This window comes from Pseudomonas sp. MPFS (assembly GCF_022537035.1).
GTDB lineage: Bacteria > Pseudomonadota > Gammaproteobacteria > Pseudomonadales > Pseudomonadaceae > Aquipseudomonas > Aquipseudomonas sessilinigenes.
This window is the reverse complement of the sequence record NZ_CP066123.1, coordinates 3,334,064-3,351,994: the sequence shown is the minus strand read 5'-3', so window position 1 is coordinate 3,351,994 and position 17,931 is coordinate 3,334,064. Positions and strand designations below refer to the sequence as shown.

Below are 17,931 nucleotides of genomic sequence, written 5' to 3'. Positions count from 1 at the left end.
CCCCCAGGAACTATTCCCCAAGTTCCAGCCGCGAACCGGCCATACGCTGGCGAGCCGCCGACAGCTGCGACTGGTACGCGATCATCAAGGCGAAAAAACTCACCAGCGCAGCGGCCAGCAAGTAATACGCCGCCATCATCGGGTCGCCGGTATAGCGGTAGAGCACAGTCACCAGGGTGGGTGTGAAACTGCCGAACAGCACCACGGAACTGGCGTAGGCCACGCTGATGCCCGTCGAACGCACCGCCACCGGGAATAGTTCGGCCAACGCTGCCGACGCCGGGCCGGCGTACAACACCATCAACATGGCCAGCCCGGCTTGCAGCAGCATCAAGCCGCTGTCCTGCGGATTGTGCTTGAGTGCCAGGAATGCCGGATACGCCAGCAGCAACACCCCCAGCGCCCCGAGCAGCATGACGTTGTATCGCCCCCAGCGATCCGACAGCCAGCCACCCAACGGGCTGAGCAAGGTGATGAAGCCGACCAGGGTGATCCCGTAATAGGCTTTCCCGGCATCCAGGTTGAGCATGGCCTGGGCGTAGGCCGGCATGAAGTTGATCAGTTGGGTGCACACCGTCCACAAGGCAACAAAGCCGATTCCCAGGGCAAGGCTGCGCCAGTGCCGGAGGATTTCCCGGGCTGGCACCTCTACCCCCTGGCGGGCATGGGCCTGGAACGCATGGCTCTCGTCGAGGGTGCGGCGCACATAGACACCGACAAAATAGATGAGCACACCCAAAGCAAACGGAATACGCCAGCCCCAACTGCCAAGCTGTTCAGGCGTCAGCAGCGTTGCCAGGATGCTCGCGAACAAGCCACAGAGCAAAAAGGACCCTGCCTGGGCGACCTGCTGGAAGGCGGTAAAAAAGCCTCGGCGCGAAACCGGCGCCGCTTCACACAGGTAGGCCAGCGCACTGCCGATTTCGCCCCCTGCCGCCAGGCCCTGGACAATCCGCGCTACCACCAAGAGCACCGTGGCGCCATAGCCCAGCATGCTGTAGCCGGGACACAGGGCAATCAGCACCGTGCTGGCGGCCATCATGTTCATGGTCAGGATCAGCGCTTTCTTGCGTCCGTGGCGATCGGCATAGCGACCGATGAGAAACGCCCCCAGCGGCCGGGCAACGAAACCCACCGCGAGGGTGACGAAGGTGGCCAGCAGCGACATCAGTTGGTCCTGGGCCGGGAAGAACGCCTTGGCGATGTACAGAGAAAAGATCGCGAACAAGGTGAAGTCGAACCATTCCAGGGTCGTGCCTATCCCTACGGCCAGCAGCATCCTGCGCTGCTGCCGCGGCGAGTCCATTGGCTTCATGGCGATGATTTCCAGACGTAGACGCGCAACCCTGCGCGCACGGGGGGCTTGGATGCGGCGGCGTACCGGGCCCTTGAGCAGGCCCGGTCAGCAGTCACCCTCCCAAGGCTACTGGACGGTGAACAGGCGCGAGGTGCGCTCCCACTCCCGGACAGTCTTGTAGTCCTCATGCAGGACATTGCTGTCGGCATGGCTCATGAACACAATGCCGGGACTGGAAAACAGGTCGATGGTCTTGACCACCGTGTCGCCTTCTTTCGGCGCACGCTGCAGCCAGGCCTTGCTTTTGAACGTCTTGAGCAATTCGTCGTACGAGGAGCGCGCGACCACGCCTTCCTGGTTGGAGATGAACTGCACCTGCCACAGCGGATAGCGATGGGGTTGCCAGGTTTGGAGAATGTCATCGATGGCCGACTCCCCTTCCCTGACCAGCTTGCCCACCAGGTCCAGCTGGCTGGAGCCGACCGCGTAGTTGGCCGCCGGACGATTTAGCCCGCCGGACAACCGCGAGGCACACTCGATCAATGTCGGGCCGTCGGCGGTCACGATCAATTCGGTGTGGTTGGCCCCGTAGCGGATGCCCAGGGCGTCCAGCACGCCGTGGACATACTCGACGATTTCCCGCATTTCAGGGGAAGTGGGATCGAACAGCACGGCACGGTCATAGATCCAGCCGCCGTCTGGTGCCGGCAACTTGTCGGCGCGCCAGATTTCAGTGATCAGATGCTTGCCATGGCCACTGACGCCGTTGATGAAATACTCCGGGCCAACCAGCAGGCGCTGCGCCAGGACCGCGTCGTTGCGTTCACCCAGTTGATTGACGGTACCGAACAGCTTGTCGAAGCTTTCCAGCAGCTCACGCTGATCGGCACAAAAAGTCACCGAATCGGTGCCCGCACTGGCCTGAGGCTTGATCACCACCGGCCAGCTGCCGCGCTCGGCCCAGGCGCTCAGGGCACTGCGCTCGACAGCCAGGAAGTGGTCCATGCTGCGCAGGCTGGCAGCCTTGAGTCGCTCGTGCATGGTGTATTTGTCACGTCGAGCCAGGCTGGTCGATGGTGCGTTGCCCGGTAGCCGCAGGGCCGCGGCCAGGAGGTCGGCGACTATCACCCCGCTCTCGGTCCCCGGCAGTACCGCCGCCGGGCGCCAGGCCTCCACGGCATCGGCCAGCGGCTGGATGTCGCCCTGATACTCGAAGTGTGCGATGTACTCATTCTTGTGGTAGGTGCGCAGGTAGTATTCCGGCGGATTGGCCGAGCTGCTCACGTGCAGGCACTTCCAGCCGGACTCGGCCATCAGCGTCGGCAGCTGTGAGCCCGATGAATAACCATCGACTACCACGAGGATCTTTTCCTTGGCTTGTGTCATTTTCTGTCTCCCTTGAATTTCATCCATGTGCCGAACACCGTGACCAGGGCGATCACGGAGCAGCCCAACGCAGAGGTCATCGACCACTGGATTCGCGCATCGAATACTTGGAATACGTAGGTGAGCAGCGGTGCCCACGCGAGCAGTGCCGCCACGGTAAAGGGTTCCGAAAGCAGGATGCCACGCTGCAGCAACCACAACGGGATGATCACCCCGAGCAAGGTGGCGATCGCCAGGCCGCCGACTTGCGTGCCGGAGGCGATCACAAGGCCCGGACCGTTGTAGGCCAGTACGGCGGCGACAATGATCAGCAAATAGAAACGGTGGGCCATGATTCGCGTGGCGGTCCAGCTGCGCTCACCCAGTTGCTTGGTGGCGATGGTGTTCAGCGCCTGGGACGCACCACCGGCTGCCGCCGCGGCGAGGCCGATCAGGGTGTCACCGACGTTGATCGGACGAATCCCCGCCAGCCCCACCAGCGACGCCCAGGCCAGCAATGCCGTGCCCGACAGGATGCCCGCCGCCACCGCGTAGGTGTAAAGCGGCAACTGCCGGCGACGCACCACTCGCTCCAGCAGGATCGTGCTCACCGGGCCGAGTCCGCCCATGATGGCGCTGACAATCGCCGGTTCGATATAGCGCAAGGCGTAGAAATAGCCGATCCAGTTCAAGGCGCTGGTGAAATTCAGCACGGTCAGCGGGCCTGCGGCGTTGGTGCCGATTGCCAGTCCGCGAGTACCGGAACTGAGCAACAAGCGCGTCAGAAAGAAGCCGCTGGTGATGACGAAACTCCAGAACAGGAAGGTGAACGGATGCAGCTGCTGCAGCAGGTTGCCGGAAAAGACCGCGTTCGCGTTGGCCAGTACCAGGAACGCAGCCACGTACAGCACCCCTGCCCGCCCGCCCCAGCGGCTTACCGGCGTGGCGATGCCGGCCAGGCTTGCTTCAGGCTTGTTCATTGACGGTCTTCTCCATGAATACGCTTAGCGGATCTTCTCGATAATCGGCGAAGGGGCCGCGATCGCGAAAACCTGCGCGGCGATAGAGTGAAATCGCTTCAGGCTGGCTTACGCCGGTTTCCAGCAGCAGCGTTCTGGCGCCGTTGTGCCGGGCCAGTTGCTCCAGGCGCTTGAGCAAGCGCACACCGACCCCACGGCGGCGGGCATTGTCGGCAACGAACATGCGCTTGAGCTCGGCCTCGTCGTTACCGATGCTCACCACCGCCCCGCAACCGAGCACCTCGCCGCTGTGCAATTCGCGGGCGACGATAAAGCTGACACCCGGGGCCTTGAGTTGCGCCACGTCGAGCATGTGCACACTCTCAGCGGGATACAGTGAGCGCGCGTAATCTTCCGAACGTTGCAGCAGCGCGGCGACCTGCTGTTCCTCGGGGTCGCCTTCGTCGATGCTGAACGGCTCCTGGCCGAACGTTGCCGATGAGGGGTAATCCTGCAGCACCATGTCCGCGCCTTTCTCGGCGATCATCAGGGACGCGGCGTTGGTGTTGCCCGAGACCATCGTCGGCATGATCGATGCGTCGATCACCCGCAGCCCCTGCAGGCCACGCACACGCAGGCGATGATCGACCACGGCCAGCTCATCGTTGCCCATGCGGCAGGTGCCGACCGGATGGTAGGAGGTGTCGCCCTGGGTGCGGGCAAACGCCAGCAACTCTTCGTCTGACTCGACCTTGCTTCCCGGCGACAACTCATGGTCGCAATAGGCCCGCAAGGCCGGTTGTCCAGCGATTTCGCGCAAGATACGCATACCCGCAATCATCCGCCGCTGATCCTCTTCATGTTCCAGGAAGCGCGACTCGATGGCCGGCGCAACCGCCGGATTGCTGGAAAGGATGTGGATGCTGCCCGTGGATTCCGGGCGCAACGGATACAACCCCACGGTCATGCCGGGCAACGTGTCCAGCCGCCGACTGGAGCCGGGACCATAACTGGCCGGGGCAAAATGGAACTGCAGATCGGGCCGCGGCTCTTGCTCGCGGGATTTCACGAAGCCGTGCCCGAGAGCGATGGGCAGGCTCAGCACACCGCGCCGGCGCGTCAGGTAGTGCAGGACTTCCTTGAACAGCGCAAAGCCGCGCGTACGTTCGTTGAAGGTGATCTTCTGGCGAATGCGCCACTTCAACCGGGAGGCGAAGTGATCGCGGAAGTTCTCACCGACGCCGGGCAGCACGTGCTGCACGGCGACACCGGCTTTTTCCAGTACCAAGGGTGCCCCAATTCCCGACAACTCCAGCAGTTGTGGCGACTGGATCACCCCCGCACTGAGGATCACTTCACGCCGGGCCCTGGCGAACTGCAATGTGCCGGCCAGGTAGTCGACGCCAATGCAGCGCTTGCCTTCCAGGCGCAGTTTCTGCACGGGCGCCTCAGTGACGACCGTCAGGTTTGCCCGCTGGCGCGCTGGCAGCAGGTATCGACCATAAGCCGAGGAGCGCCGTCCCTGATCATGGTTGACCTGGTAATAGCCGAAGCCCTCCTGCTCGCCGCTGTTGTAGTCGGGATTGCGCGAGTGCCCGGCCTCGGTGGCGGCAGCGAGAAAGGCATCACACAGTTCGTCGCGCTCGCGCGGCAGCGCCACGTGGATCGGCCCGTGCTGGCCACGGGCCGCACCGTGCACGTCGACACTGGTTTCCAGGCGTTGGAAATACGGCAACACGTCATCCCAGGCCCAGCCCGCATTCCCCTGGCTGGCCCACTCGTCATAGTCCTCGCGCTGCCCTCGGACGAAGATCATGCCGTTGATCAGGTTCGACCCGCCCAGCAGGCGCCCCCGGGGAATCTGCAGGCGGCGCCCGCCTAGCGTCGGGTCCGGTCGGGTTTCGAAGCACCAGTCGTACTTGGGATTGCCCATCAGCAGGACTTCGCCTACGGGTATCGATAACAAGGGGCTGCGGCGTTCGGCACCGGCTTCGAGCAGCAGCACCCGGATATCCGGGTTTTCGCTCAAGCGTGCAGCCAGCACGCAGCCTGCGGCGCCTGCGCCGACAATGATGTAGTCGTACTCGTTCATGCCTGGCGCTTCCTGTCCCGAGACTCGACGGTGCGGGCGCCGATGGTGGTGCGATGCAGCAGCCGCCGGTATTTATCGTCGTACACCGTGGCTTTGTGCATGGCGCTGCGGTTGTCCCAGAGGATGATGTCTCCCGGCGTCCAGCGGTGCCGGTAGGTAAATTGCGGCTGCACCGAAAACTCCTGGATGAACGTGACCAGTGGTGCGCTTTCCTCAAGCGCTAGACCCTCGATGCGCCACGGCACATTGCCGCCGGCGTAGAGTGCCTTGCGCCCACTGACCTCATGGCGACGCACCAATGGCTGCGCCACGTCGACCCAGTCGGCCAGTTCCTGCGCCGAGGGCGCCGCTCGGTCGGGATAGTTGTAGGGCCGCGACTGGGTCCGGCTGATGACCACCTTGAGGTGTTCGATGCGCTGTTTGACCGCATCGGGCAATGCCGCGTAGGCGGCAAACATGTTGGCGAACCAGGTGTCGCCACCCTCCGGCGGGATTTCCAATGCATGTAGCATCGACCCTGCCGGCGGTACCTCCAGGTAGTGGCCGTCGGTGTGCCAGACCCGGCCGCTGACGGGTGAGCCGATCAGCTTCCCTTCCTTGGTGATGTTCGACAGGATGAGGATTTCCGGCTGGGTCTTCTCGCTGAACTGCGAGCGTGTGTAGCTGACCAGCTCGCCGAAATGGCGACTGAATTCCAGCTGCTGCTCGGGGCTCATGGACTGTCCGCGAAACAACAGGATGGTGCTGCTGATCCAGGCCTCGTAAAGCGCTTCTATGGTGTCGTCGCTGAGCTTGGAATTGACATCGATGCCGCGGACTTCGGTGCCGATCGAATCGGTAATGGGAACGAGTTCAAGCATGCCGCCTCCTTGATTTGCATAAGGCCAGACTTCCGTGCTGACCGTGTCTTACACCGCGACCCGGTTGTCGACGATCCAGCGGTGCATCTCCACCAGTTGGATCAACAGATGCGCCGGGCTGGCCCCGCCCGGTAGCATTGATGCGTTGAGCTGATTGGCCGCGATCTGTTCGATCAGCGCACTCAGGCGCGGGGTGTCGAACATCCAGGCAATCGGCGATTTCGGGTCCGTGGCGATCCAGCGCGCTTCGCTGATCAGCGCCCGGTCGTACTCGGTATCCTGAATGTGCGGGTAGGCGCTTTTTTTGCGCGACAAGGTGGTCGGCGGCAAGATGTCGTGCATCGCCGCCTTGAGCAGGCCCTTGACCCCACCCCGGGATTTCATTTCCCACGGCACGTTCCACACATACTGGATCAATTGCGGATCGCAGAATGGCACCCGCACCTCCAGGCCCTGGGACATGCTCATGCGTTCCTTGCGATCCAGAATGACCGACAACGGTCCGGACATCCCAAGGAACAGGACTTCGCGCATGCGCGCCGCCTCGGCGCTTTCCCCTGGCAGGCGCGGCACCTGGCTGAGCCAGTAGTCGTAGCGGGCGCGTTCATCCTCGGCCACCCACTGCGCGGGAGCCAGGGCGGGCGACAGATAGTCGGCCAGCTTCGGTCCATCGCCCAGCCAGGGGAACTGTGCCCGGGCCAGTAACTGCGGTTTGAAGTAGTAGGGGTAGCCGCCGAAGATCTCGTCGGCGGCCTCTCCGGTCAATGCCACCGAGCAATTGCCGCGCATGCGTTCGAACAGCAGGTACATCGATGCATCGAATTGGCCCCAACCCGGCAATCCACGGGCTGTGCGCGTGGCCGGAATGACATTGAGCAAGTCCTGCATGGTTGCGCTGAGCGTGGTATGGCGGGTGCCCATGTATTCGGCGGCCAATGCGGCGAAGGGTGCATCGATGTCCGGCCGCAGCTCGGTTGAGGTAAAGGCATCTTCGTCGGTGTCGAATTTCAGGCAAAAGGTATCGAGTGCAGCCCCAGCGCCCCGAGCCGCCAGTTGTTTCATCACCAACGCGGCAACCGACGTGGAGTCGATGCCGCCGGACAGCATCGCTGCGCTGGGCACTTCATGTTCGTACTGGCGCGCCACAACCCCCTCGAGCAGCGCGCGTACCTGCTCCGCGGTCTGCTCGAAAGTAGCGGTGTGCGGGGCACTCTCCAGCCGCCAATAGCGCTTTTGCGTCTGGCCGCGTTCGCTGAAGCTCAGCACAGTGGCCGGTGGCAGTTCGTGCAAACCTTGCAGTGGGGTTTCGCCGGGCAGTGCCATGCGTGGTTGCAGCACGATGGCCAGCGCGCTCGTGTCCAGCCTGGCGGTAAATTGAGGGTGGGCCTCGATGGCCGTGGGCACGCTGGCGAAAATGATGCCGCCATCGGTCAACGTGTAATACAGCGGTTGCAGGCCGAGGCGATCACGGGCCAGCAACAGCTCGCGTTTCTGACTATCCCAAAGGGCAATGGCGAACATGCCTTCAAGGTGCTCGACGAAGCCGGCTCCCCATTGCGCATAGGCGCGGCGAATGATTTCGGCGTAGGTCCAGCGGTCCGGTTCCGGGCCGAGACCGGTGAGCGTGTGCTGCAACTGCCCGGCGTTGTAGATCTGCCCGGTGTACAGGATGGCAATGGTGGCGCCGCGAATTTCCCCGATCCAGGGTTGCTCTTCGCCGTCGTAGCGCGAAGTCACCGTGCGGCAATGTCCCAGTGCAAGCTCCGGAGCGAGCCACACCGCTTGCCCGTCAGGACCACGCCCGGCCATTGCAGCGATCATCGCCGAGACAATCCTGGCGACCTTCGAACGAGGTAGATTCGTTTGTTGCCCAACACCGTGACGCAGGTCGACCCAACCGGCCATGCCGCTCATATGACGCTCCTTTCGAATTACCTACTGGGCAACGCCTTTATTGGCGTAACCGTCTCCATGTAGATCAATGTGCGCGGCCTACGGACCGAAGTAGATCAGTTCTTGTTGTTTGATCTATTTGTCTAGCCGGGCACAAAGTACTTCAAGCCATACATCGGCGACAAGTGTCTTTTTGAATGTCTAAATAACCAAAAAAGAGGTGGCTATTACTTAAGATTATTTATGCCATCGCATAATTTACTAAAAAGCACCAAGATGGCGCACAGCAACTCTTGACGGGTTAATCTCGCACTAAAAAAGTGCAAGTAAATATAGGGCCAATATCCATTTAAACGGCGCGCGCGTAGCACGGCGTAGACGGTGATATCAAAAGAAACCGCAGGAAATATTATTGGCCGAGCAACTTTATAATATTTAAGGAGTTTCTTGATCGGCACTGCGAAACCCTTGCCGTCAGCTGGTTTTTTTTAGTTCCCCCTACTTGTGGCCCAAAAAAAATCGCTGTTATGCTCCACAACAAGCAGCGTGGTGCCCCGTGTTCCACACTTTTACATGGAATGTGAGTAAAGGAATGTATATGGATATACATCTGCACATCATCTATCCCTATCGGCCATTAATGCAGCACCGCCCTTACTTGGTTGCATTGGGGCGTTAGTGCCAGCGTGGCTAGCGTCCGCCAGTCAATCCAGACCATGCCGATTTAATCTGCGTATCTAGATCGCCATCCATTGCATCGTCGCCGGTATTAATGCGCAGGTTGCGTAACACCGCCCGTTCAAATAGCCGTGCACACCCGCGCCTGTCTGATGGCGAAGTGTGCGCTGGCGTACTTCAGCACGTAGAGGGAATTATGAGCGTAAATCGGTTCGACTATTCGGAAAACCTTGCCAGGGCCAGTACTTATCATGGTTATCGCAATACGTTCTGGCCCCCGGCTGACAGTTATCACCTGACTTCGCTCGACCTGACCCCCGCGAACCCTGCCATGGGCGATGCCTGGCAAGAACGCCTGGACGCGCTCAAGACCGTGATTGATGAGCAATGGCGCGACGCCAAGCTGCACGGCGTGCCAGAACGGACCCGTTTCAGCGATCCGCGCGCCGTGGCCCAGGCCTTGCGCGCCCTGGGCGACCATCTGCAGCGCCCCCATGATCGCCAAGCCCTGCTGCTCAGGGCCAAGGCCATCGAGCACGGCTACGACGACGAAATACTCAAGACCCTCGCCGGCCTGCAAGAAGAGGTCGCGCTGGTCAGCGGGCAGTTGGCAACCTGGTATGGCAAACAGACAGGAGGGTTGCCAAGCGCCTTCGGCTGCCAGCTCAATCCCGCCCGGCAAAGGGACGTGGAGCTGGCCATGGCGCTGGTGGATCAAGTGCCCGCATACCTCAAGGGCCTGCATACCCATTTGCGGCTGGGCGATGTGCCCTCCTTCGCCGCCACCGATCTGTTTTTCATGGCCGGCGAAGGCAACCTGCACCCCAAGCATATTGCCTATTTCCTCCCGGAGGACGAAGGCGTCAAGCGCTCGCCGTTCAAGAAGACCTATTACTTTGCGAACACCCACGCCGCGATGGTCGAGCACCTGGCGGCGCCGCTGGCGCGCCGGTTTCTGGCCACCGGAGCCCAGCATGACGCGGCGAGCGAGCCTTTTCGCCGCATCCCGACACTGGGTGTGCTCAGCCATGAACTGGGCCATTTCGTCCATCGCCAGGAGACCACCTACTCGCCGTTGAACAACGCCAATCGCTGGGCCTCGGTGGTGTTGCAAGAAGTCGCAGCGGATGTTTTCGGCATCCTGATCCTCGCCCAGGTCTGGGCACCCGCGCTGCAGATCCCGCCCGAGCAGGTGCTCGAATACTACTTGGGCGAGTGCCTGCGTTATCTGAACCGTGGGCTCGGACTCTTCCCCGACTGCGACGGGATGTACCTGCAATTGTCTTATTTCGTCCAGCTCGGCGCCCTGACGCTGCAGCATGAAGATGGGCAGCCCGTGCAACTGCTGGTCGATCACGGCGCCTTGCTCGCCGGCTTGCGTTCGCTGGCCCGGGTCCTGGCCGATGCCCTGCTCACAGGCGATCCGGAGGCTGCTGTCGCCTTCTACCAGTTTTACGGACCGGCACGGCTGCAGCCGCTGCAACCACTGGTCACTGCGTTGGCCAGTACGCCCGCGCAGTCCATCGAATACGTGCAAGAGCCTGTGCGTGTACCCACGGACTGCGCCGCAACCTGCGCGCAAGCCCGCCTCTAGACAAGGAGAGACAGAGATGACGAAGCCGATGCAGGACCTCAAACAGGTTGAAGACTACTACGGCACCACCCGCCGGTTTGGCGATAGCGATGCCACCATCTACGGGATCTGGGAACAGGGTGGAGCGTTCAACGATTCCATCACCCCCTCCACCTACAGCCCCGAATACCGCTCGCATCTGGGGCTCAAGCTCAAGTCCCTGACCCAGGAAGGCGCGACGATTTTCTCCATTGGCTGCGGCAATGGTTTTGTCGAGGGCGACCTGGTGCAGGCCAAGCGCCGCGTGCTGGCTATCGACTTCAACGATGAAGCGGTGGCCCTGAGCCGGAAAAAAGGCGTGGATGCGTACACCGCCGACTTCTTCAAGCTGGAGCCCGGCGCCCTCGCCGGCGTCAAGTCGGTCTATGCCGACGGCTTGCTCGGCCATTTGTTCCATCCGGAGCTGGAGCTCAAGCCGACCTTCGACAAGCTCAAGGAGTTGAACCTGGAATCCGGCACGACCCTGGTGTTCTCCAACGATTCGCCGCGCGATCCCGACACGCTCTTTGCCGCCCACGACAAGGTCGACGGTTTCTGGTTCATCTCCCGGGACTACCTGCGCGATGCACTGATCGAGGCCGGCTTCAAGATCGAGGAGTCCTACTACTTCCCCTACACGCGCCCGATCAGCGGCCTGCGCAATCGAACCCTGTGCATCGCACTGGTGCCCTGAGCCGATCACGCCCGCGCCGCGAGGAGAAACCGCCGTGCCCATATCCGAAAGCTTCGCCCGACGCTTGTTGCCGCTGCTCGATGATCTGACGAAGATCTACCCGACGCCTTTTCATCTCTATGACCAGCGCGCCATCGTCCAAACCCATCGAAACGTGGTGCAAGCCTTCGCCGACAGCGCGTTTCGTCAGTACTTCGCGGTCAAGGCGCTCCCCACGCCAGCCATCCTGTCCCTGCTGCTCAAGGAGGGCAGCGGGCTGGATTGTTCATCGCCGGTCGAGTTAATGCTGGCCGAACGGCTGGGCGCGCGGGGTGACGACATTGTCTTCACCTCCAACAACACCTCGCCCAGCGAATACCAGATGGCGCTGCGGGCCGGCGCCCTGATCACATTCGACGACCGCAGCATGCTGGAGCAAGTGACATCCTTGCCGGATATCGTTGCCTTTCGCGTGTCGCCCCACGGCGTCATCGCCCGGTCGTCACAGATGGGCAACGCCCAGCAATCGAAATTCGGCGTTCCCGAGGCCGAACTGGTTCAGGGCTATCGCGAGGCATGGGATCGCGGTGCCCGGCATTTTGGTCTCCACGGCATGATGTGCGCCAACGAGCTGTCGCTGGAGGCCGCGGTGCAGGCCGGTGTGCAAGTCATCGAGGTCGGGGCGCGGGTGGCTCGCGAGGCGGGCATCGAACTCCAATACATCAATATCGGCGGTGGCCTGGGCATTCCCTACCGGCCCGACGACCAGGCCCTCGATCTCACCGCGTACGCCGATGCGCTGAAACACGCGCTGAAGCAGGCATTCCCCCGCCACGCACCCAAGCTGCTGATGGAGTTGGGTCGCTACATCAGCGGCCCGCACGGGGTGCTGGTGTCCCGGGTCATCAACCGCTGCAGCAAGGCGCGGGAAATCGTCGGCCTCGATGCCTCGATGTCGGCGCTGATGCGCCCCGGACTGTATGGCGCCTACCACCACCTGACGCTGCCCTTCGCCAGTCAACGCCCCGAGGGCGTGTTCGATGTGGTCGGTGCACTGTGCGAGAACTTCGACAAGTTCGCCGTGGATCGCCCGCTGCCGACCCCGTTCATCGGCGACCTCGCACTGATCCATGACACGGGAGCCCACGGACATGCCATGGGCTTTACCTATAACGGCCGGTTGCGCCCGGCGGAATTGATGCTGACCGACGATGGCGATGTCGTCGAAATCCGTCGGGCCGAGACCTTCGATGACCATACCGGCCCGATTCAATGGCAACCCGTAGACGTCTTCAACCCTCACAAGGTGCGTTAAATGAGTAACCGTGCATTGATTGAAGCAGCGTTCGAACGGCGCACGCTGCTGACGACGCAAGAATTGTCGGCCCTGGTGCCGTCGATCGAAACCGGCCTCGCTGCCCTGGAGCGTGGCGAGTTGCGCGCAGCCTATGTACAGGATGGCCAGTGGGTCTGCGATGCCTACGTCAAGAAGCTGATTCTGCTGTCCTTCCTGACCCGCGAAAATGCCCTGGGCGAAACCAACCCCGGGCGGCCGAAAAGCTACGACAAGCTACCGCTGAAGTTCGAACAATGGGACGCCGCCGCGTTCCGTGACGCGCGCATCCGAGTGGTCCCCGGCGCGGTCGTCCGGGCCGGGGCGTACATTGCCCCGGGCGCCGTGTTGATGCCGTGCTTCATCAACATCGGCGCGTACGTCGGCGAAGGCACGATGATCGACACCTGGTCAACGGTCGGTTCCTGCGCCCAGGTCGGCGCACGCTGCCATATCTCCGGCGGCGTGGGCCTGGGCGGCGTGCTCGAGCCCATCGGCGACAACCCCGTGGTCATCGAGGACAACGTTTTCATCGGTGCCCGCAGCGAGGTAGCCGAAGGCGTCATCGTGCGCAGCGGAGCGGTGATCGGCATGGGGGTCTACCTCGGTGCCTCGACGCCCATCATCGACCGCGAGAGTGGCGAAGTGCGCTTCGGCGAGGTGCCGGCCAACGCGGTGGTGATCGCCGGCAATCGCGCCGATCCGAAGCTGCCGGGCGTATCGCTGGCCTGTGCGGTAATCGTGAAATACGTCGATGAGCGCACACGTTCGAAAACTGCGCTCAACGACCTGGTCCGGGTGCTCAGCCAATGAACGTCGCAGGCAACGCTTTCGCCAGACTGCAGGGCCTGCTGGATGACCTGCCGCCCGCGCCAGGCTTGTCGGTGATCGCCCTGCACCTGGGCGAAAGCAGGCTGGGCGATCCGACATCGCTGCTGGCACCGTTGTCGGACCTCCAAGACTGGACCCGCTACCCGCCGCTGGCGGCGACCACGGCACTGCGCGAGGCCTACAGTCACTGGCTGCGGCGCCGTTTTGGCATCGCCGACAGCCTCGGCAAGTCGATTGCCATCGAACCCACCCCGGGGACCAAGCAGGCGGTCGCCACCTGCATCGCCCTCGCGGTCACCCGAGCGCGGGCACGGGGTGTGGCGGTGCCGGTGGTGGTGCTGCCCAATCCCTTCTACCCCACGTATGTCGCGGCAACCGAAGCCGCGGGCGCGCGGGCCTTGTTCTACGATCTTTGCGATGGGCAGCTGGAGGCCAACCTTGCCGCCCAACTGGCGTTGGCCGGCGACAGCGCCGCGGCCGTGGTGCTGTGCAACCCCGGCAATCCACTGGGCAACATCCTCTGCGCCGATACGCTGGCGGCAATCAGCCGCCGGGCACACCAGGCCCATGCCAGCCTGCTGGTCGATGAGTGCTACATGGATCTGCTCTGGCATTCAGCACCGCCCGGCTATCTCAGCCTGGTCGAGGCCGGCAGGGTCGCGCCGTGCCCGTTCGTGGTGCTGCACAGCTTGTCGAAGCGCTCCGCCGCGCCGGGTTTGCGCAGCGGTTTCATTGCCGGCGACCCACAGAGTATTGCCGCCTATGCCGCGTTCAATCGTTCCTGCGGGGTGTCGCTGGCCTGGCCGACGTGCGCGGCCTCGGCCGCGCTGTGGCAGGACGAGGCCCATGTGCAGCAGCAACAGCAGGCCCTGCAACGCAACTGGGACATGGCCGATGATTGCCTCGCCCAAGTGCCCGGCTACCAGCGCGCCGAAGCTGGTTTCTTCCTCTGGCTGGCCGTCGCCGATGGCGAGGCGACCGCGCAGCGGTTATGGACCGAGCAGAGTTTGCGAGTGATGCCCGGACGTTATCTGTGTCATGCCGCCAGCGACGCCAGCAACCCCGGAGATGGCTTCGTGCGCCTGGCCCTGGTTCATCAGTCATCGATCATGGGGGAGGCCCTGCGGCGCCTGCGTACCGGGTTGAGCCGCCAATAGGCCGACGGCGACTGGAACGCACAACTGCATCCCCTGGCGGATGCGATACCGATTCAGAGTCACCTCAGGGACAGGAACAGCAAGATGGCAATGGCAACGGACGCAGGGCTGCAAGAACGCATGGTGGGCTGGCGTCGCTGGTTGCATCAGCATCCAGAGGCGGGATTCGCCGAGAGCAAGACCTGCGCATTCATCGCCGAGACACTGCGCAGTTTCGGCTTGCAGCCCCATGAGAGCATTGGCGGAACCGGTGTTGTCGCGACGATCGAAGGCGAGCAACCCGGCATCGAGATCGCCCTGCGCGCCGACATGGATGCCCTGCCCATCCAGGAAGAAAACACCTTTGCCCACCGCTCACGCCACGACGGCTGGATGCATGCCTGTGGTCACGACGGCCATATCGCGATGCTGTTGGGAGCTGCCAGCCGCCTGGCGACGGACCGGCGCTTCGCGGGCAAAGTCCACTTGATCTTTCAACCGGCCGAGGAAATCGGTACGGGGGCCAAGGCGATGATGAACGCCGGCCTGTTTGACAGGTTTCGCGCCGAATGCGTGTACGGCCTGCACAACTGGCCAGGCCTGGAGGCGGGTCGATTCGTGGTGCATCACGGTGCGGCAATGGCAGGCGCCAGGCCCTTTGAAATTGTCGTCAGCGGCTGCGGCTGCCATGCCGCCATCCCCCACCAAGGCACTGATCCGCTATTGGCGGCGGCACACCTGGTCACGGCATTGCAGAGCATCGTGTCACGTAATATCGACCCGGCCGACGCACTGGTCCTCAGCATCACACAGTTCCATGCCGGGCATACCCACAACATCATTCCCGACACCGCCCGCCTGACCGGCACCCTGCGCTACTTTCGCCCCGCGGCTGGCGAAATCGCATCGCGTCGAATGCTCGAACTGGTCGAACAACTGGCGGCCGCAATGGGCGTGCGCGCATCACTGGAGTTCTTCGAATTCGGATCGCCACCGGTGATCAACAGCGCGGTGCATGCCGAACATTGCGTGGTCGCCAGCCGCGCCGTGGCCGGGCGGGAAAACGTCGGTACTACCGTGGCACCGAGCATGACCGGGGAAGACTTTGCCTTCATGCTCGAACGCAAGCCTGGCGCCTACATCTGGATCGGCAACGGTTCGGCCGAAGGCGGTCGCTCGTTGCACAACCCGCATTACGACTTCAACGACGAAATCATGCCCATGGGCGTGGCCTACTGGGTCGCCCTCGTCCGGCACCGGCTACAGGTGTGAGCAATGGCCCCGATCAGGTGCGCATTTGCGGGAGGGAGCGGCGCTTTATCCAAACGGGCCGTGCGGGTATCGCAGGCCCGTTTTCCATGAGCTTGAATCGAGGAACATCTCAAGAGGCATCAGCTGCAGGACCGCGAGTTGACGCCTAGCTAATCTCATCGGAGCCCTCATGGCTCATGTCCGCCGTTGCGCACGCGCAGCTTAAGGCCTGGAAAGCGCAACCTCGTCCTTTGCCTGATAAACGAACACTGAGCTGAAGGTGCAATTACAGGTGGAAATCGCCAGCGGCCTCCGGCTGATAAAGCACTTTCCTGATTTCGATCCGGCGGGTCCGATCAGAAATACGCCAGTCGATGGCATCGCCCTCCTGATAGCCGAGGATGGCGGCGCCGATGTCGGAACACACGGAGTGCTTCCCGGCGCTGCTGTCCGCGTCGTCTGGGTAGACCAGGGCTACTTCGATTTCTTCGTCGTCCAGGTGCAACAAGGCCCTGGAGTTCATCGTGACGACGTTGCGCGCCACTTGCTGCGGCTTGACGACAATGGCTCGCTCAAGCTCATGTTCGAGTTCAACAACGGCCGGGCCTTGCTCGAAGACGATCAGGCTCTCGAGCCTGGCCTTGTCGATTTCGGTGATGTAGATCCCCGTGGAGTCGCCAGCGGCACCTTCGCGCAAGAACTGCAGATAGCGCCCCGCCGTCATGGAAAACGACTTCAATGCCGGCGTTTCGTTCTCAAGCACAAAGCCGCTGCGCACAAAGGCTTTCAATGAGCGCGAGTTGTCCGGGTGGATCTTGGCGATGAGCTTTTCGGCCCGCATGTCGAGAAAGGCCAGTTTCATGCCCTCGCGGAGGGTCCGGGCGCCAAGGTTTCGGCCCCATTTATCGCTGTCGCCGATAACCAGGACGATCTCGCAATTGGAGTCGGTCTTGACGAGACGGACAAAACCCACCGGGGCGTCATGGCGGTCATAGGCCATGAAGAACCGGCCGCCTCGGTTGAATAGATGGGTCAGGATCGGCAGTTGAGTCCGATCGATGACGTGTTCGATGGAACGGGAAACATCACGTGAATCGCTGAGGTAACAGGTAACGCGCTCATCTTCCAACCAATCTTTCAACGTCAGCGCATGTGCCCGAGTGATTTCAGGGCACAGCGAAATGAAAGGCTTGTTCATCTTCACCACACTTGTTTGTAAAGGATGAAAGCCCTTCATGGCGGTTATGGCCATGACGGTTCTTTCGGCAACCGGGCATCTTAAGGCATAAGGCGAGCAATGCCGAAAAGATCACAACCTGCTCCCTGCCCTACCCGTCATCGATGCCCAAGCGAGTTGGCCGTCGTTACGGCTGCTGCATCGACATCACGGTCGGCCTGACCGGAAGCTGGGAGTATTGCGGGTGCTGTTTGACGAAGGTTCGAACGGCCTGTTCCTGCCTGTCCGTCACACATATGGCAATACTGGGACGGTCCACCGTACAGGTTCCCAGTGTAAGGAAACCGCAGTTCTTGACCCCATAGACGGCAGCTGGGTGGGCCGCGACCGGGCAGCCGTACGCCATCTCGCCCAGGTAATTGAGTTGGCCGTTGGCCACGGTAAAACGCAGGGGTTTCGAATAGGGTCCCATGAGCCCGCGGCGTGAACCCAGGTCATTCACTTCATAGGTACCTGCAGGCAGCCATGCCGAGTAATAGTCCTTGGGAGCCCAGCCGTAGGTCTTGCCGCTATTCACATTACGAAAACTGATCCAGGTGCCGTAGGGCCCGCCCTCGATCAGCGAACCGAGGACGAGGCCTGCGTTTTCGGTGGAATAGACTTTGGAATCCAGGGCCATTTCAGGCGGTAATGCCGAACAGGCACTCATCAAGGCTGTAACTCCAACGACCAACAACTGACTTGTCTTGCGCATTCGATACTCGATCCATTGAA

General features: G+C 62.1%; 14 protein-coding genes. 6 read left to right on the top strand and 8 right to left on the bottom strand.

Annotation, left to right across the window (positions count from 1 at the left end; translation table 11 throughout):
- Positions 1–10: 10 nt before the first annotated feature.
- The 6 genes from I9018_RS15600 to asnB form a co-directional block, all read right to left on the bottom strand.
- Complete coding sequence (locus I9018_RS15600; protein WP_068576940.1) at positions 11–1,315, bottom strand: MFS transporter; 1,305 nt, start codon at positions 1,313–1,315, stop codon at positions 11–13.
- Between the two features lie 108 nt (positions 1,316–1,423).
- The gene (locus I9018_RS15595; protein ID WP_241110034.1) at positions 1,424–2,683 is read right to left on the bottom strand and encodes an ATP-grasp domain-containing protein; all 1,260 of its coding nucleotides are present in this window, start codon (positions 2,681–2,683) and stop codon (positions 1,424–1,426) included.
- Positions 2,680–3,642 carry a DMT family transporter gene (locus tag I9018_RS15590; RefSeq protein ID WP_068576936.1) on the bottom strand — a complete coding sequence of 321 codons (963 nt, stop codon included), beginning with the start codon at positions 3,640–3,642 and terminating at the stop codon, positions 2,680–2,682. Before I9018_RS15590 ends, I9018_RS15595 begins: the two co-directional genes overlap by 4 nt.
- A complete protein-coding gene (locus I9018_RS15585; protein WP_241110033.1) occupies positions 3,629–5,713 on the bottom strand; it encodes a GNAT family N-acetyltransferase in 2,085 nt (694 codons plus the stop codon). Before I9018_RS15585 ends, I9018_RS15590 begins: the two co-directional genes overlap by 14 nt.
- Complete coding sequence (locus I9018_RS15580; RefSeq protein WP_241110032.1) at positions 5,710–6,573, bottom strand: TauD/TfdA family dioxygenase; 864 nt, start codon at positions 6,571–6,573, stop codon at positions 5,710–5,712. Before I9018_RS15580 ends, I9018_RS15585 begins: the two co-directional genes overlap by 4 nt.
- 48 nt (positions 6,574–6,621) lie before the next feature.
- On the bottom strand, positions 6,622–8,487 hold the full coding sequence (gene asnB, locus I9018_RS15575; protein ID WP_241110031.1) for an asparagine synthase (glutamine-hydrolyzing): 1,866 nt from the start codon (positions 8,485–8,487) through the stop codon (positions 6,622–6,624).
- A gap of 853 nt (positions 8,488–9,340) precedes the next feature.
- Between asnB and I9018_RS15570 the strand changes: the two genes are divergently transcribed.
- The 6 genes from I9018_RS15570 (at position 9,341) to I9018_RS15545 (ending at position 16,001) form a co-directional block, all read left to right on the top strand.
- Positions 9,341–10,738: a hypothetical protein gene (locus I9018_RS15570; RefSeq protein WP_241110030.1), complete on the top strand. Its 1,398-nt coding sequence runs from the start codon at positions 9,341–9,343 to the stop codon at positions 10,736–10,738.
- A 16-nt stretch (positions 10,739–10,754) separates the two neighbouring features.
- Entirely contained in the window at positions 10,755–11,450 is a 696-nt protein-coding gene (locus I9018_RS15565; RefSeq protein WP_068576926.1) for an oxin biosynthesis protein, read from the top strand.
- Between the two features lie 34 nt (positions 11,451–11,484).
- Entirely contained in the window at positions 11,485–12,744 is a 1,260-nt protein-coding gene (locus I9018_RS15560; RefSeq protein WP_241110029.1) for a diaminopimelate decarboxylase, read from the top strand.
- On the top strand, positions 12,745–13,575 hold the full coding sequence (locus I9018_RS15555; RefSeq protein WP_068576924.1) for a 2,3,4,5-tetrahydropyridine-2,6-dicarboxylate N-succinyltransferase: 831 nt from the start codon (positions 12,745–12,747) through the stop codon (positions 13,573–13,575).
- A complete protein-coding gene (locus tag I9018_RS15550; RefSeq protein WP_241110028.1) occupies positions 13,572–14,750 on the top strand; it encodes an aminotransferase class I/II-fold pyridoxal phosphate-dependent enzyme in 1,179 nt (392 codons plus the stop codon). Before I9018_RS15555 ends, I9018_RS15550 begins: the two co-directional genes overlap by 4 nt.
- Before the next feature lie 90 nt (positions 14,751–14,840).
- Positions 14,841–16,001: a M20 aminoacylase family protein gene (locus I9018_RS15545; RefSeq protein ID WP_206600635.1), complete on the top strand. Its 1,161-nt coding sequence runs from the start codon at positions 14,841–14,843 to the stop codon at positions 15,999–16,001.
- Positions 16,002–16,266: 265 nt separating this feature from the next.
- On the opposite strand, the gene I9018_RS15540 is transcribed toward I9018_RS15545, so the two are convergent.
- Both I9018_RS15540 and I9018_RS15535 read right to left on the bottom strand, forming a co-directional pair.
- The gene (locus tag I9018_RS15540; RefSeq protein WP_241110027.1) at positions 16,267–17,232 is read right to left on the bottom strand and encodes a bifunctional GNAT family N-acetyltransferase/nucleoside diphosphate kinase regulator; all 966 of its coding nucleotides are present in this window, start codon (positions 17,230–17,232) and stop codon (positions 16,267–16,269) included.
- 112 nt (positions 17,233–17,344) lie between these two features.
- Positions 17,345–17,911 (bottom strand): hypothetical protein, encoded by a 567-nt coding sequence (locus tag I9018_RS15535; RefSeq protein ID WP_241110026.1) that lies wholly within the window; start codon positions 17,909–17,911, stop codon positions 17,345–17,347.
- Positions 17,912–17,931 lie beyond the last annotated feature (20 nt).

Coding starts and splice junctions, on each gene's coding strand:
- I9018_RS15600 (WP_068576940.1), bottom strand. CDS start 1,315: ATGAAGCCAATGGACTCGCCGCGGCAGCAGCGCAGGATGCTGCTGGCC.
- I9018_RS15595 (WP_241110034.1), bottom strand. CDS start 2,683: ATGACACAAGCCAAGGAAAAGATCCTCGTGGTAGTCGATGGTTATTCA.
- I9018_RS15590 (WP_068576936.1), bottom strand. CDS start 3,642: ATGAACAAGCCTGAAGCAAGCCTGGCCGGCATCGCCACGCCGGTAAGC.
- I9018_RS15585 (WP_241110033.1), bottom strand. CDS start 5,713: ATGAACGAGTACGACTACATCATTGTCGGCGCAGGCGCCGCAGGCTGC.
- I9018_RS15580 (WP_241110032.1), bottom strand. CDS start 6,573: ATGCTTGAACTCGTTCCCATTACCGATTCGATCGGCACCGAAGTCCGC.
- asnB (WP_241110031.1), bottom strand. CDS start 8,487: ATGAGCGGCATGGCCGGTTGGGTCGACCTGCGTCACGGTGTTGGGCAA.
- I9018_RS15570 (WP_241110030.1), top strand. CDS start 9,341: ATGAGCGTAAATCGGTTCGACTATTCGGAAAACCTTGCCAGGGCCAGT.
- I9018_RS15565 (WP_068576926.1), top strand. CDS start 10,755: ATGACGAAGCCGATGCAGGACCTCAAACAGGTTGAAGACTACTACGGC.
- I9018_RS15555 (WP_068576924.1), top strand. CDS start 12,745: ATGAGTAACCGTGCATTGATTGAAGCAGCGTTCGAACGGCGCACGCTG.
- I9018_RS15550 (WP_241110028.1), top strand. CDS start 13,572: ATGAACGTCGCAGGCAACGCTTTCGCCAGACTGCAGGGCCTGCTGGAT.
- I9018_RS15545 (WP_206600635.1), top strand. CDS start 14,841: ATGGCAACGGACGCAGGGCTGCAAGAACGCATGGTGGGCTGGCGTCGC.
- I9018_RS15540 (WP_241110027.1), bottom strand. CDS start 17,232: ATGGCCATAACCGCCATGAAGGGCTTTCATCCTTTACAAACAAGTGTG.
- I9018_RS15535 (WP_241110026.1), bottom strand. CDS start 17,911: ATGCGCAAGACAAGTCAGTTGTTGGTCGTTGGAGTTACAGCCTTGATG.